Consider the following 14,839-nt stretch of genomic DNA (forward strand, 5'->3'; position numbering starts at 1 on the left):
TTGCTCGGGATTACCGTCTCCGACATGCCTGATTCGTTGTCCAGCGTCGCGGTGGTCGGCGGCGGCCCCGGCGGGCTCCTGCTGGCATCGCTCATCGCGCGGTCCATCCCATCGGCAGCGGTCACCGTCTTCGAGCGGAACCGCCGCGAAGACGCGTTCGGCTTCGGAGTGGTGTTCTCCGATGCCACCCTGCGCACGATCGACGCGGCCGACCCGGTCCTGGCTGAAGCCCTGGCCGAGACAGGTACCCACTGGGACCGCATCGAGGTGTGGAGCCAAGGCGAGCGCCACGGATTCGCCGGAAACGGGATGTCGGCGATTCACCGCAAAGAGCTGTTGCGGCGGCTGCAGGACAGCGCGGAGCTCGCCGGAGCAGACATCCGGTATGCCACCGTCGCGCCGCCGCTGGACGAACTGCGCAGATCCTTCGATCTGGTGGTGGGCGCGGACGGAGCGAATTCGACCACACGCAGTCAGCTGGAGACCGAGGCTCCCCTCGGCCACACCGTCGAGACGGCCGGCGCGAAGTTCATCTGGTTCGCCACCGATCACCTCTACGACGGCCTGACCTTCGTTCACCGGGTGTCCAACCGCGGTAACTTCGCGGCACACGCCTACCCGATCAGCAACGAACTGAGCACCTTCATCGTCGAGACGGACGAGGACACCTGGCGCCGGGCCGGCCTGGACACCTTCGACGTCAGCCAGCCGCCCGGGCCGTCGGACGAGTTCACCCAGCACTACCTGGAGTGGCTGTTCGCCGAGGACCTACAGGGCGGGCACCTCGTTGCCAACAATTCCCGGTGGGCCAACTTCCGTACCCGGAGGACCGAGCACTGGGGCCGCGGCAACGTGGTCTTGCTCGGCGACGCCGTGCACACCGCGCACTTCTCGGTCGGGTCCGGCACCAAGATGGCCATGGAGGATGCCATCGAGCTGGCCACCCAACTGACCGCGGTGGCCGACGGTGATAAGGACCTTGGCGCCGCGTTGGCCGCGTACGTCGACAACGCCAAGGTGCCGGTGGCCAAGATCCAGTCCGCTGCGGTGCCGAGCCTGTCGTGGTGGGAACATTTCGGCAGCTATCAGCGCACGCTGGACCCGACCACCTTCTCGTTCCACTTCTTTTCCCGCAGCATCGACATCGACAAGATCGCCCGGCGCGACCCGGAGCTTGCCGCAGAGGTCCGCGAACATTGGAAGCGCGAACACGGCGCGGACGCGCTGCACACACCCGTCGACGTCGCCGGCACCAGGCTCGCCGGTCGTTCCCTCGGGCTGACGATCGCTGCGGGCACCGCTACGGTCGACGACGGGCGGGGTGTCCGCGTGGCCGTACCCCTGGTCGAAGTTCCGGCGGACAGCGCGGCCGCCGATGTCGATGCGCTGGCCGTCACCCTGCCCGGCTCGGGCGGAGTAGTCATCGACGGGGCCCCTACGCTGGCGCGCCGGTTGCTCGCCGAGGAGGCGCGGCTGCGGCGCGGACTGACCGTCGTGGTGGCCGGTGACGACGTGACTGACCCGGTGGTGGCCGAGACGATGATCCTGTCGGGTCGCACCGACGCCGTCGCGACCGTCATCGGCCCGGGCCGATGACGCTGCGGGCGTTGTTCGCCCCTCGCGGGGTGGCGGTGGTGGGTGCTTCGGGCAACCCGGCGAAACTCGGTGGCGCCATGGCCGCCAGCCTGTCGGCATACAGCAGCACCGTGGCACTGGTGAACCCCCGAGGCGGTTCCGGGATGGTCACCTCCGTGACGGAAGCGGCGGCCGCAGGTCCGGTCGACCTCGCCGTGCTCTGCGTCCCGGCACCCGCTTGTGCTCCGGTGCTTGACGAGTGCGCTGCGGCGGGCGTCGGCGCCGCCCTCGTCTGTGCCGGCGGATTCGCCGAAGTCGGCGGCGACGGTGCGGAGCATCAGGCCGCGCTCCTGGAGGCCGCCCGTCGTGGCGGCATCCGGTTGCTGGGCCCGAACACGTCCGGTTTCTTCGCTCCGGCCAGCGGGCTGCTTGCCAGCTTCGTCCCGGGCGTCGGCTCGCTGGTACCGGGCGGTGTCGGTGTGGTGGCCGCCAGCGGCGGCCTCAACCATGCGCTGGCCTTCGCGCTTCAGCGCGAGCACGCCGGTATCAGCCTCGGGGTCGGCATCGGCGCAGGCATCGATGTCGCGGCGCCGGACGTCCTCGACTTCCTCGCCGACGACCCGGCCACCACGGCGATCGCCGTCCACCTGGAAACAGTGTCCGACGGTCCCGCGCTGCTGGCGGCGGTCCGCCGGGCCGCCGCGGTCAAACCGGTGGTTGCGCTGGTGGTGGGCAAGAACGACATCGGTGCGTTCGCGCAGTCTCACACCGGGGCGCTGGCGACCTCGTGGCGGACGACGCGATCACTGCTGCGCCAGGCCGGGGCCGTAGTCGTCGAGGACGTCGACGCGTTGGTGACGGCGACGTCGGTGCTGGCTCGCAGGCGATTGGCACCGAAGCGCGCGGCGACGGCCGCGCTCGTCACTGCCCAGGCGGGTCCCGGTTTGGTCATCGCCGATGCCGTTCAGGACGCAGGCGTTTCATTCCCGGCCCTGACGCCGCCGACCCGGGAGAAGCTCTCCGGCCTGCTTCCGGCCATGACGTATCAGGCCAACCCCGTCGACACCGGTCGGCCGGGGCCGCATCACGGCGACGTGATATCGGCTGTCGCCGATGATCCCGGCATCGACATGGTGGCGGTCTACGCCCTCACCGAACCGGTCGTCGACCTGATCGACGCAGCAGATCCCGCACACCGGGCAGGCCATGCCGCCGTCGTCATCGGGGTCGACGGACCACCCGACGACGTCGACAAGGTGCGGCATCGCGCGGTCGAGGTGGGTGTGCCGCTGGTAGTCGGGCCCCGGGCGGTCGGGGTGGCGCTGTACGCCCTGGCCGAAGATGCCGACCTGCGCAGCAGGCCGGCATGTGAACCGGTGCAACCCGCCCCCGCAGTCGATCGTCCACCGGTGTCGGATGTGCAGATCTCCGCGACCGGGCTCACGGAGTCCGCCGCCAAGGACCTGCTCGACACGTTCGGCATCGCCACCCCGAAGCGGCGTCTGGTCCGCACCGCCGACGAGGCCCAAGCCGCGTTGGCGGAGTTCGGCGGCGCTGTGGTGGTGAAGATCTCGTCCGCCACCGTGGTGCACAAGAGCGACGTCGGCGGGGTGCGCGTCGGTGTCGACACCGCTGCTGCCATGGCGGAGGCATACCGAGACGTCGCCGAGGTCGCGCGGCGTGTCGGTGGCGACGACGAGGTACTCGTCGAGAAGATGGCCGGCCCCGGGGTCGAGTTGATCGTGGGTGCCCGGCGCGATCCGGTTTTCGGTCCGGTCGTCGTGGTCGGCGCCGGGGGGACCGCCACCGAACTCTTTGCCGACATCGCGGTGGCGGGCTGGCCCGCCGAAACCTCCTGGCTCCGAGAACTTCCCGACGTGCTGACGGCACGCGGACTGCTCGACGGCCAGCGGGGCAACCCGGCCGTGGACCGCGGCGCGCTGGCACGCGTGCTGGCCGTCCTCGGCGACCTCGTCGAGACCCATTCGTCGATATCCGAAATAGAGATCAATCCGCTGCGTGCCACCGACGCCGGTCTCGTCGCTCTCGACGCCGTCGTGGTGGGTACGTACCCGCCAGACCGGAGCCACCGCTGATGAGCCGTGCGACCAACCTCGGTACCGTGCCCTGGCCCGACGACGTCGCGGCCGAGTACCAGGCGAAGGGCTATTGGGAGAACCGGACGCTGGGGACGCTGATCCGTGCCGCCGCCGACGAGCATCCCGACCGGGAAGCACTCGTCGACGGCAGCGTCCGGCTCACCTACGGCGAGTTGATGGACCGCGCCGACGCCGCAGCGGTGCGCCTACGCGAACTCGGCTTCGAGCCCGACGACCGGCTGCTGATCCAGCTCGCCAACGGCTGGCAGTTCGTCGTGCTGACCTTGGCCTGCTTCCGGGCTGGTGTGATCCCGGTGATGACCTTGCCGGCGCACCGCCGTTACGAACTCACACACCTGGCGGCGCTGTCGGAGGCCAAGGGCATTGCGGTCCCGGATGTGCTGCATGAATTCGACCATCAGTCGCTGGCCCATGACCTCGTGGCCGAGTTGCCCGATCTGACGACCGTGTTCGTCGATGGTCCACCGAGGGGCGAGGCTGTCGCACTGACCGATGTGCTCGGTCGGCCGGACCAAGGTACTGACGTGTCCGCCCTGCGGGCGCTGGTCGATGGTTGGAATCCGGACCCCGATGCACCGGCCTGCTTTCTCATTTCCGGCGGTACCACCGGCCTGCCGAAGCTCATCACGCGCACCCACAACGACTACGTCTGCAGCATCCGTGCGACGGCGGCCGTGACGGAACTCGGCGAGCATGACGTCTACCTCGCCGCGCTGCCGGCCGGCCACAATTTTCCGCTGGCCTGCCCAGGCAGCCTCGGCGCGCTGTTGACCGGCGCCAAGGTGGTCATGCTCCCCAGCCCGAAGCCGGAACGGGCGTTCGATGCCATCGCGTCCGAGGGGGTCACCGTGACAGCGGTAGTTCCCGCGGTTGCCCAGCGCTGGATCGAGCACCAGACGGCCGCCGGTGGTGGGCGGCTGGGCAAGTTGCGGGTATTGCAGGTCGGTGGGTCCCGGTTGCCGGACGAATACGCGCGGCGCATCAAACCGGTCCTCGGGTGCACGCTTCAGCAGGTGTTCGGGATGGCAGAGGGCCTCATCAACACCACCCGGCTGGACGACCCGGACGAGGTCGTCTGCACCACACAGGGCCGGCCGGTACATGAAGCGGACGAGGTGCGCATCCTCGACGCGATGGGCAACGACGTCCCCGACGGGCAGCCCGGCGCGCTCTACACCCGCGGTCCGTACACACCGCGGGGTTACTACGCCGCACCCGAACACAACGCACGGGCCTTCATTTCGGGCGGCTGGTACGGCAGCGGCGACGTTGTCGTGCGGCGACCTGACGGCAACCTGGTGGTGCACGGTCGCGACAAGGACATGATCAACCGGGGCGGTGAGAAGATCTCCGCCGAGGAACTCGAGAGCCTGGTCTACACCATGGTCGGAGTCGAACTCACTGCTGCCGTGGCCATGCCGGACCCCTCACTCGGCGAGCGCGTGTGCCTTTACGTCGTACCGACGGCCGGGACCACGCTGGGGCTCGATCAGATACGCTCCCACCTGACCAGCCTCGGGATTGCCGCCTACAAGCTTCCCGACCGACTCGAGATCGTGTCCAGCATCCCGATCACCAAGATCGGCAAGCTGGACAAGAAGGCGCTTCGTGACGACATCGCCGCCCGGATCTCCGGTGCCCACAACTAGTGGATCTCTGGACGCGTTCTTCACCGGCGCGGCGCCGGTGCCACCCAAGCCGCGACGCATCATCCTCGACCTCTTCGGCGACTATCTCCGCTTCTGCACCGACGCCGAGGTACGGCTGGGCCACCTGACGACGTTGCTCGGAGCGTTCGACATCGCGCCCGCGACCGTGCGGGTCACCATGTCGCGACTGCGCAGAGACGGGTGGTTCACCAGCCGTCGTGCCGGTCGGGAGACGATTTATCGGCTCACGCCGGCAATGCTCGACGTACTCGACGAAGGGCGCGAGCGAATCTTCGCCCCGTCCGTCACTTCCTGGTCGGGCACCTGGACGATGGTCATCTACCAGCTGTCCGAGGATGAGCGACAGCTACGCGAACAGTTGCGCAAGGATCTGCTGTGGCACGGCTTCGGCTTTCTCGGCACCTCGACCTGGCTGGCGCCTGGTGACAGAAGGGTGGAGGCCCGCCGCATCAGCGCGGAGCTTCCGAACGGACAGGTCGAGGTGTTGCGGTGCCTCACCGACGGGCTCGAGCACGATCGCGCGCTGGCGCAACGCTGCTGGGATCTGCCCGGCCTCGCAGCCGAGTACCACGCATTCCTGGCGAAGTTCGCCCCGTTGGCAGACCGGGTGCAGGCGCTGGAAGGTCCGGCGGCCCTGGTGGCCCGCACGCTGTTGATCTCCGGCTATCGCCACTTTCCGTACCGCGACCCGGCACTGCCGTTGGAGCTCACTCCGTCACCCTGGCCGGGCATGGAGGCTCACCGGTTGTTCGCGCACCTGCACGAGGCGCTCGGACCAGCGGCCCGTGCGTACGTGTCGGCAATCGCCGAAGAACCCGTACAGGACACCGAGACGGTGGCCGGCTAGCTCACCGAACCGCGTTACCGTGCACAGTGGGACTTCTCGCTGGTTGAGTCGGATCGGGCCCGCTGCGGCTCGGATCGTGGATCCGACCAGCGTTGCCACACAGGAAAATTGATTGCCGCTCCCGTGGAATCAACGGAGTGGTGATCGAGATGTCTTCGGCACCAGCTACTTTGCAAAGGCTAGTCCTCGACGGAGTTCGGATTCCCTTTGTATGCAGTTCTTTTAGAGGAGAGGACGGCCGTCGAGGAGGTGCTGCGGTTCGCTCCGCCGGGTCTTCATATGTGGCGCACCGCCACCCAGGACATCGCCGTGCGTGATGCCGAGATCAAGGACGGCGACAAGGTGGTGCTCTGGTGTTACTCGGGCAACCGCGACGAGGAGGTGTTCGAGGATCCGGGGACGTTCGACTCCTGCGTAATCCCAACCCCCACATCTCCTTCGGTAGCGGCGGCCCGCACTACTGCTTCGGCGCTGCGCTGGTCCGCACCATGCTGCTCGCTGCTCACCGAGGTGTACGCCCGCATCCCGGACATCCACGCGCCCGAGCCCCAGAGGTGGGTTCTCGATCGTCCAAGACTAATTCGGCTCGCGAGTCGCCGTCAGCACTCCGGCCAGTCGGCATGCGATGACCGACCGCATGAGGCCATCGAACGTTCTGGGTTGCTCACCGGTGAGGCTCGCCCAGCGATCCAGCCGGTAGGTGACGCTGTTGGCATGCAGATGGATGTGCTCGGCGGTCGTGGCCAGCGACATGTCCGAATTCGCGAAGGCGAGCACGGTCTTGGCAAGGTGAGGCTGATCGCGTGCCACGTCGACGGCCCGCTGGATCAGTGGCCGGATCTGGTCGCCGCCGGCCAGGATCAGTGCCTCTGGCCAGTGCTCGGCGAATCGGATGCTCGGGCGCGACGGCGAGGTCGCCACCAGTGCGATTCTGGCGTCCGCCAGGCTTGCCAGCGCGCCCGCCAGCCCCTGCCTCGGCAATCCGATCCCCAGTCGGCCGCCACGCAACCGCTCCGAGATCTGCGCCGTCAGCAGTTCGGGATCGCCGCCTTGCGCGATCATCTCGAACCGTCCTTCCCCAACGGCACGGACAGCGATACCGAGCGACGCCGACCGAAGCGAGGACGCTTCCTCATGCGGAGGCGCCATCTCCGTCCCGAGGGTCGGCAGCCACACGAGCCCGACGAATTCGCCGTGCGGATCGAAGCCGAGCCGACCCGCGATCAGGCTCGCTTCGGCATGCTCATTCGGATTGCCCAGCAACTCGAGGAACTGGTGCGCCAACGTGATGCGGCCGCCGTCGATGTCGCGGGCCACCCGGCTGTGTGTCCGGGCCATCACTTCGGTGGCAGCGCTGGTCGCGGCGAACATCATCCGCCCGATCTCCGGCATCAGCGGTCCCAGGGCGGGTGAGCCGCGTTCGACGACGAGACGCCAGATCTCCCGGTCGCCTGCCTGGTGCGCGGCGATCAACGCGTCGATCGGGATTCCCTGCGCGGCGCGGGCCGCGGCGAGCCCGCTCGAGGCGGACAGCTCGGTTTCGTTCAGCGGTCGGCGTTGGGACAGCGCCGCGAGCCGGATCCGCAGCTGACTCTCGACGCCCGCGCGGTGATCATCCTCGGGAACCACGAGGTATTCGGGAACCGTGTCCCGGATGAATTCGGTCACCGCGGCCGAGATGTCCCCCAGCTCGCCGCCAACGGCACGGCACATCTGTCGCACGGGTGACCAGTTGCTGCCCGTCGCTTCGTGATTATCACGAATCATGTCCTGTGGCACCTCGATATTTTTGCGCATTCGCACCTTGTTTGTCCCACCCTCGATCAAAGAGACTGGTGATTACACCAAGGATAACGTCGGGAGGTTTGCCAGGTGAGCACGGACCAGAAGGCTCCGGGAGCCGTTCCCGGAGCGACAGCGAACGCCCTGGAGGATCGATTCGACCTGCTCGACGGTCACTTGCACCTCTCCGGGATCCAGGCGCTGGTACGGCTGCCGATGGATCAGCGCCGCCTCGATCAGCGGAGCGGGCTGGATACCGCGGTTTTCGTCTCCGGTTACGAAGGATCGCCGCTGGCCGGTCTGGACCTCCAGCTCGCCCGGCAGGCCGGTCGGCTGGCCGCACATCGTGTCGTCTTCAAACCCGCGGTCAACGAAGAGCTCGGTGCCAACGCCGTGCAGGGATCGCAGGTGGCGTCGGCATCACCGGATCGCATCGGCGACGGTGTGGTGGGCATCTGGTACGGCAAGGCACCCGGCCTGGACCGGGCAACAGATGCGCTGCGCCACAGCAACCTGGCCGGTACTGATCGCAACGGTGGGGTGCTCGCGCTCGTCGGCGACGATTCGACCGCGAAATCGTCGACGGTGCCGAGCAGCTCGGAACCGGCGATCGCAGAACTCGGCATGCCGTGTCTGTCCCCGTCGGATCCGCAGGACATTCTGGACCTCGGACTGCACGGCATCGCCATGTCGCGGATGTGCGGCCTTTGGGTGGCGCTCAAGCTCGCCACGAATGTGGTGGACGGCTCGGGTGCGGTCGACGTGCATCCGGATCGGGTGCGACCCGTCGAACCCGATCGGAGCTTCGAGGGCAATGAGTTCACCCACACCGTCACCGGCCAGTTGCTGCAGCCCGTGCTCGGCCGGTTGGAACGCTCGCAGTCTCGGGAAAGGCTGGAAATCGCCCGGCGGTACGCCGCAGCCAACCGCCTCGACCGGATCATCGGAGACCCGACCGCCCGAATCGGCATCGTCGCTGCCGGTGCGACGTATACCGAAGTGCGCCAGGCACTTTCGGATCTTGGTATCCCCGACTCTACGATCGGCGCCAGCGGGGTGCGCGTTCTCAAACTGGCGATGGTCAACCCCCTCGAGCCCGGGATCGTCGACACCTTCGCCGACGGTCTTGACGAGATCGTGGTGGTCGAGGAGAAGAAGGCTTTCATCGAGCTCGCGCTGAAGGATCTCCTCTACGGCACGGCCGGCGCCCCGAGCATCGTCGGCAAACGCGACGAGAACGGCAACGAGTTGTTCCGCGCCGACGGCGACATCCCGGCGGACTACATCGCCTCTCGCCTGGCGCCGCGGATCCGCGATCACGGTGGCGCACACTCGGTGTCGCAGTGGCTGGAGCGGCAGGCGACCGTGCCGCGCGTGCCGACGCTGCTACCGATCCTGCCGCGAAGCCCCTACTTCTGCTCCGGCTGCCCGCACAACAGCTCGACGCGGGTACCCGACGGATCTCTGATCGGGGCGGGCATCGGCTGCCACGGCATGGTCACCTTCTTCCCGGAAAAACGGGTGGGGACGAGCATCGGATTGTGCGCCATGGGGGGCGAGGGCGCCGCCTGGATCGGGATGTCCCCATTCGTCTCCCGCGATCACCTGTTCCAGAATCTGGGGGACGGCACCTTTCACCATTCGGGCTCGCTGGCCGTCCGCGCCTCGATCGCGGCGGGCGCCAACATCACCTACAAGCTGCTCTACAACGACACCGTCGCGATGACCGGGGGACAGGACGCGGTCGGCAAGATGCGGGTGCCCCAGGTCGTCGCCGAACTGCTCGCCGAAGGTGTCAAACGGATCGTGATCACCTCCGACGACCCCAAGGCCAGTCGTCGTGAGTTCGGGCGCCGTAAGCCACCCCGGGTCGTGGAGATCCGTCATCGCGATGACCTGGTGACCGTCCAGGAGGAACTCGCCAGGACATCCGGTGTCACCGTCCTGATCCACCAGCAGGAATGCGCAACCGAGCTGCGCAGAAAACGCAAGCGCGGGCTGGTCGAGACACCCAAGAAGCGCATCATGATCAACGAGCGGGTCTGCGAAGGATGCGGCGATTGCGGGGACAAGTCCAACTGTCTGTCCGTGCAGCCCGTCGAGACCGAGTTCGGTCGTAAGACGCAGATCCACCAGGCGTCCTGCAACCTCGATTTCTCCTGCATCAAGGGTGACTGCCCGTCCTTCGTGGAAGTGATCCCCGGTAAGCAGAAGCCGCGCGCCGCACCGCCCGTGAAGGTGGAGAACCGGGAGTTGCCCCAGCCGTCGCGGCTCGTGAGTACCGACGACTTCAGCATGCGCATCACGGGAGTCGGCGGTACCGGGGTGGTCACCGTGGCCCAAGTGCTGGCGGCGGCCGCCTCGCACGCAGGGCTCAAGGTCGCGGGACTCGACCAGCTCGGGCTGGCACAGAAGGGCGGCGCGGTGGTCTCCGACATCCGGTTCTCCACCTCCGACATCGTCGGGAGCAACAAGGTGGGCCCCGGTGGCTGCGATCTGTACCTCGGTTGCGACGTGCTCGTCGCCGCGGCGCAAGCCAACCTCGCCGTCATCGCGCCCGAGCGGACCTACGCCGTCGTGTCCACATCGGTCACGCCGACCGGCACGATGGTCACCGACATCGAGACCTCTTTTCCCGAGCGCCAGGAGCTGATCGACCGCATCGAGTGGTCGGGGCACCGCACCGAGAACGTTTTCGTCGATGCCCGTGCAGTGGTCGGCGCCGCGTTGGGCGACGACCAGTACGCCAACGTCTTCCTGCTCGGTGTCGCGGTGCAGGCCGGTGTGTTGCCGCTGGACCCAGCGGACATCGAATGGGCACTGGACCTCAACGGCGTCCAGGTCGATCGCAACATCGCGGCGTTCCGGCTCGGCCGGCAGCACGTCGCCGATGCGGCGTCGCCCGACGGTTCCGCCGGCCGCGACACCGGCAGGCGGGACGTCGAACACCGCGGCGCGCAGATCGCGGCGCTCGTCGATACCACCGCAGGTCCGCTGGCCGACGTCGTGGGTCGACGTGTCGAGGAGTTGATCGCCTACCAGAGCCCTCGGTACGCACAGCGGTACGCCCAGGAGGTGGAACGCGTCCGTGCCGCGGAGGCAGCGGCCCTCGACGGGGCAGGCGACATAGCCGAGGAGTACGCACATCAGCTCTTCAAGGTGATGGCGTACAAGGACGAATACGAGGTCGCCAGACTGCACACCGATCCGGCGTTCGTGGCGACGCTGCAGGAGCAGTTCGGCGAGGGCGCGCGCTACTCGGTCCTGCTGCTGCCGCCGATCCTGAGAGCCGTCGGCCTCGACCGGAAGATCGGGCTGCAGTCATGGTGGGCGCAGCCGATGCTGCGCCTGCTGTACCGGCTGCGAGGGTTGCGCGGTACCAAGCTCGATATTTTCGGCTACGCCAGAGTTCGCCGAGCCGAGCGTGCGTTCATCGCCGACTATGTCGAGGCCATGCGGGTGGCCGCCGCCGGGCTGTCACCCGAAAGTGCTTCGCTCGTGCGCGAACTGGCCGCACTGCCCGAGTGGGTCCGCGGCTATGAGGACATCAAGATGCGGTCGCTGGCGCGCTATTACTCACGGCGTGGCGAGATCACCGCTGCGCTCCGAAACTCCGGCGCGGCAACGGGGCAAGCCGTCGCGGCCAACCGGGATGTGCCGCCGGGATCGGCACGATCCTGGTGACGGCCGGACAATCAAGCGGTCGTCGCTTGGTGGGATGTGGTCGGCGCGTGGCGGTTGCTCGGGTGATCCGAGCCGATGTTGTCCGCCCCAGCGTTGGCGAGCCATTCGACGATCGCCAGAGCGGCCCGCAGCTTTGTTGTGTCTTCGCCGGGAGGGTGCTCGCACATGGCCAGTGCCTGCTGCACTCGATAGGTGACGGTGTTCCGTGAAATATGTTTCAGCTCAGCGACTTTGTTGAGGCTGTGATCGCACGCCAAGTAGGGTTCGAGGGTGGAGCGTAGTTCTATGATTCGGGGTTCAGAACCCGCGAGTGGGCCGAGGTAGCGAGCAGCGAACAGCTTTGCTGCCTCGGCATCCATCAACAGCAGTGCCTCGAGGTCGACGGCTTGGTGCGAGATGGTCGACGTGCGGGCCGTGGTGGACAGTGACTGCAGTCGTTCGACGGCCTTGGCTTCAAGATGCGTACGTCGGAATCCATCGACACCGGGGCCGAGTTGGCCCACGGCGATGTTGACGTTGTCATAGCTGGGAAGCGGGCTTTCGTCCTGGCAGGCCGTTGCCGGCGTGAAGGCGGCCCATGCCCACAGGCTATGTCCCCCAACGGGGATGATCAGTTTGGCCTGAGGCGTTCCCCAATGCCTGAAGACGGGATCTACGACCCGCCTCAGGTTTCCGGGAGAATCGCTGGAGGCGATCAAGGCAAGATGGTCGGCTTTCAGCGGATGATCCAACAGGCGCGTGGCTACGTCCTCATCGACGGGTTTACCGTCGATCAGGGCTCGCGCGAGGTCCAGTCGTGCGGCGGATACGTCGGCTTCCTGGGCACGTCGTTCATCGATGAATGTCGTGGTGATGACGCTGGTGAAATCGTCCATCACCTCCAGCATGAGTATCGATACCCGCCGCAGTTCCCCGGTGTCGTTGCCGTGTTCGATGATGGCGTCAAGCAGCGCTTTGACCAGTACGGTCGACCCGACTCGTATCGACCGCAAGATGTCGTTGAGTTCGAGGCCGCGTCGGGCGAAGTCTTGTGCGGTCTCTAGGGCTTCGGCGCTGACCAGCGAAGATTCGGGCTCTCCCAGACCGGTCACCAGCGTGAGCGCCCTCAGCGTCGACGATGTCGTGGTGCGGCGCAGCACGCTGAACTGCGAGGCGGTTTGGACGACTTGAGGAACTTCTTTCCCCATCTTGGCTGCGATTGCCTCACCGACTTCGGTCGCCCATGCGACGGCGCCCTCGCCGAGGTGATCGCCGATCCGTGTGCCGTCAGGGCCCAGCCACTCGTGTTCAGATCCGACTGGTCGGGTGCTGTGTAGGCATTTGGCCCAATCGTGCATGGTCCTCCTTCCCAAACTTCGGAGCTGCTGGTCAGCGCTTTTGGTTTGGCGACCAAGAATTGCTCGCAACTTTGTGCTTCAGCCTGTAGTAAGCGGCACCACACAGAAGTCGAATTGTGACACACCCCACGTCGTCGAGTCGCGAGGCCGACGGCGGGAGGAGCAGGAAGAACTGGCGAGGACGCGGGCGGTCGGAAAGTTGCTCGATGATGTCGACCCATGGTCCTGGTCAGCCGACTGCAGCGAGGGCGCCGAGGCTTTGAGAAGGGACCGCAGTGGTGAGAAAGATCAGCGACGTACGGAATCTGCGTGGACGGGCCGCTGAGCACGAGGTGGAACAGACCGAGCATGCGGTCGTTTTGGGGGCCAGCATGGGCGGGCTCCTTGTCGCCAGAGTGCTTTCCCACTACTACCGCACAGTGACGGTGGTCGAGCGCGACGCGCTGCCGAACGGAGTCGAGCAACGACGCGGCGTGCCTCAGGGCCGGCACGTGCACGCGCTGTGGCACCAGGGCTGGCAGATCCTTGATGGCTTGTTTCCGGGCCTGGGCGCGGAGCTCATCAACGACGGCGCCAAATTCTGGGGCCCGGATTCCTCGAAGTGCGATATGTACTTTGGCGGGCACCATCTGGTTCGACCGGGCAAGCTCCACGGTTTCAAAGGCCTGGCGTTGCAATCTCGGCCATTTCTCGAAGATCACGTTCGCCGGCGGGTACGTGCCATCCCGAACGTGACGATCTTGGACGGACATGAGTTCGGCGAATTGACCTGCAACGAGGATCGCAGCCGCGTGACCGGAGTCACCATCTCGTCTCGAGAAGGTCATGAGACGCAGACGATAGGCGCTGATCTGGTCGTGGACACCACCGGGCGCGGTTCTCGGACACCGGTGTTTCTGGAATCCTTCGGCTACGACCGTCCGGAAGAGGACGAAGTCGTGGGGCGATTGGCGTACAGCAGCCAGTTCGTGCGGATCCCGGCTGGCACGCTGCGGGAAGTTGCCGTGTTGAACTCGCCGGTGCCAGGCCGCGCGACCGGGGTGGCGATCGTCGCCTGCGAGGACGACATGTGGGTGGTCACGTCCTACGGGATGCTCGGAACCGAGCCGCCGTCCGACTTCGCCGGGGTGCTGGACTTCATTGACGAGTTCACGCCGGCACACGTGATGTCAGTACTGCGCCGCGCCGAACCGATTGGGGAGGTTTCCCGATTCCGCACCCCGTCCAACCGTTGGCGCCGGTACGACAAGATGACCCGGTTTCCGGCCGGTCTGCTGGTGTTCGGTGACGCGATATGCAGTTTCAACCCGATCTACGGCCAAGGGATGACGGTTGCCGCCATGGAAGCCGCCGCGCTCCAACGCTGCCTGCGCCGCGGTCGGCACGACTTGGCGCAGAGGTTCTTCCGCGCCGCGGTCAAACCCATCAACATGGCATGGCAGGTGGCCGTCGGGGGCGACCTGGCCTTGCCGGAGGTTGTCGGACCGCGGCCACTGTCGGTACGGCTGGCCAACAGATATGTCGAATGGGTTCAGACCGCCTCTGAGACGAGCCTTGTGGCCGGGGGGCAATTCTTGAAGGTTGCCGCCTTGTCCGCACCTTCGTCGAGCCTTTTCGCACCTCGGGTCCTTTTGGCGGTGGCCTCGGCGAATTGGGGGAGACGGCGACAACGCGGGGCTGAATTCGCTGCCGCGCCGGCCCAGGGCCATGTGGATCTTGTCGCCGGTGAATAGGTTCTCGGCCCCGGCTCTGCGGGTCGGCCAGATGTGCGAACGGAACGACGGCGGCAATCCCGCCCCGACGATGAATGGCAAAGGAGTTCGA

The 14,839-nt window shown here is 66.8% G+C and carries 8 protein-coding genes and 1 pseudogene; 7 read left to right on the forward strand and 2 right to left on the reverse strand.

The genetic code is table 11. The features are described 5' to 3' along the window. The first annotated feature begins 24 nt into the window (after positions 1–24). From E0T84_RS20835 to E0T84_RS32585, 5 genes and pseudogenes are all read left to right on the forward strand, one after another. Positions 25–1,596: an FAD-dependent monooxygenase gene (locus tag E0T84_RS20835; RefSeq protein WP_138745408.1), complete on the forward strand. Its 1,572-nt coding sequence runs from the start codon at positions 25–27 to the stop codon at positions 1,594–1,596. After that, on the forward strand, positions 1,593–3,671 hold the full coding sequence (locus tag E0T84_RS20840) for an acetate--CoA ligase family protein (protein WP_138745409.1): 2,079 nt from the start codon (positions 1,593–1,595) through the stop codon (positions 3,669–3,671). Before E0T84_RS20835 ends, E0T84_RS20840 begins: the two co-directional genes overlap by 4 nt. Beyond that, positions 3,671–5,344 (forward strand): (2,3-dihydroxybenzoyl)adenylate synthase, encoded by a 1,674-nt coding sequence (locus tag E0T84_RS20845; RefSeq protein WP_138745410.1) that lies wholly within the window; start codon positions 3,671–3,673, stop codon positions 5,342–5,344. Before E0T84_RS20840 ends, E0T84_RS20845 begins: the two co-directional genes overlap by 1 nt. Next, positions 5,304–6,212 carry a PaaX family transcriptional regulator C-terminal domain-containing protein gene (locus E0T84_RS20850; protein ID WP_212757722.1) on the forward strand — a complete coding sequence of 303 codons (909 nt, stop codon included), beginning with the start codon at positions 5,304–5,306 and terminating at the stop codon, positions 6,210–6,212. Before E0T84_RS20845 ends, E0T84_RS20850 begins: the two co-directional genes overlap by 41 nt. Before the next feature lie 249 nt (positions 6,213–6,461). Beyond that, positions 6,462–6,608 (forward strand): annotated as a pseudogene (locus E0T84_RS32585) (cytochrome P450); the annotation flags it as partial. Between the two features lie 180 nt (positions 6,609–6,788). Here E0T84_RS32585 and E0T84_RS20860 read toward each other — a convergent pair. Next, positions 6,789–7,979 (reverse strand): CdaR family transcriptional regulator, encoded by a 1,191-nt coding sequence (locus tag E0T84_RS20860; RefSeq protein WP_138745411.1) that lies wholly within the window; start codon positions 7,977–7,979, stop codon positions 6,789–6,791. A gap of 105 nt (positions 7,980–8,084) precedes the next feature. On the opposite strand from E0T84_RS20860, the gene E0T84_RS20865 reads away from it, so the two are divergent. Further along, positions 8,085–11,678, forward strand: coding sequence for an indolepyruvate ferredoxin oxidoreductase family protein (locus E0T84_RS20865; protein ID WP_138745412.1), 3,594 nt, complete (start codon positions 8,085–8,087; stop codon positions 11,676–11,678). A gap of 11 nt (positions 11,679–11,689) precedes the next feature. Here the strand turns inward: E0T84_RS20865 and E0T84_RS20870 are convergent, their stop codons facing one another. Further along, a complete protein-coding gene (locus tag E0T84_RS20870) occupies positions 11,690–13,015 on the reverse strand; it encodes a CdaR family transcriptional regulator (RefSeq protein WP_138745413.1) in 1,326 nt (441 codons plus the stop codon). Between the two features lie 278 nt (positions 13,016–13,293). Here E0T84_RS20870 and E0T84_RS20875 point away from each other — a divergent pair, with 278 nt between their 5' ends. Further along, positions 13,294–14,748, forward strand: coding sequence for an NAD(P)/FAD-dependent oxidoreductase (locus E0T84_RS20875; RefSeq protein ID WP_212757723.1), 1,455 nt, complete (start codon positions 13,294–13,296; stop codon positions 14,746–14,748). The last annotated feature ends 91 nt before the right edge of the window (positions 14,749–14,839 follow it).

The organism is Mycobacterium sp. DBP42, from assembly GCF_005924235.1.
GTDB classification, from domain to species: Bacteria; Actinomycetota; Actinomycetes; order Mycobacteriales; family Mycobacteriaceae; genus Mycobacterium; species Mycobacterium syngnathidarum.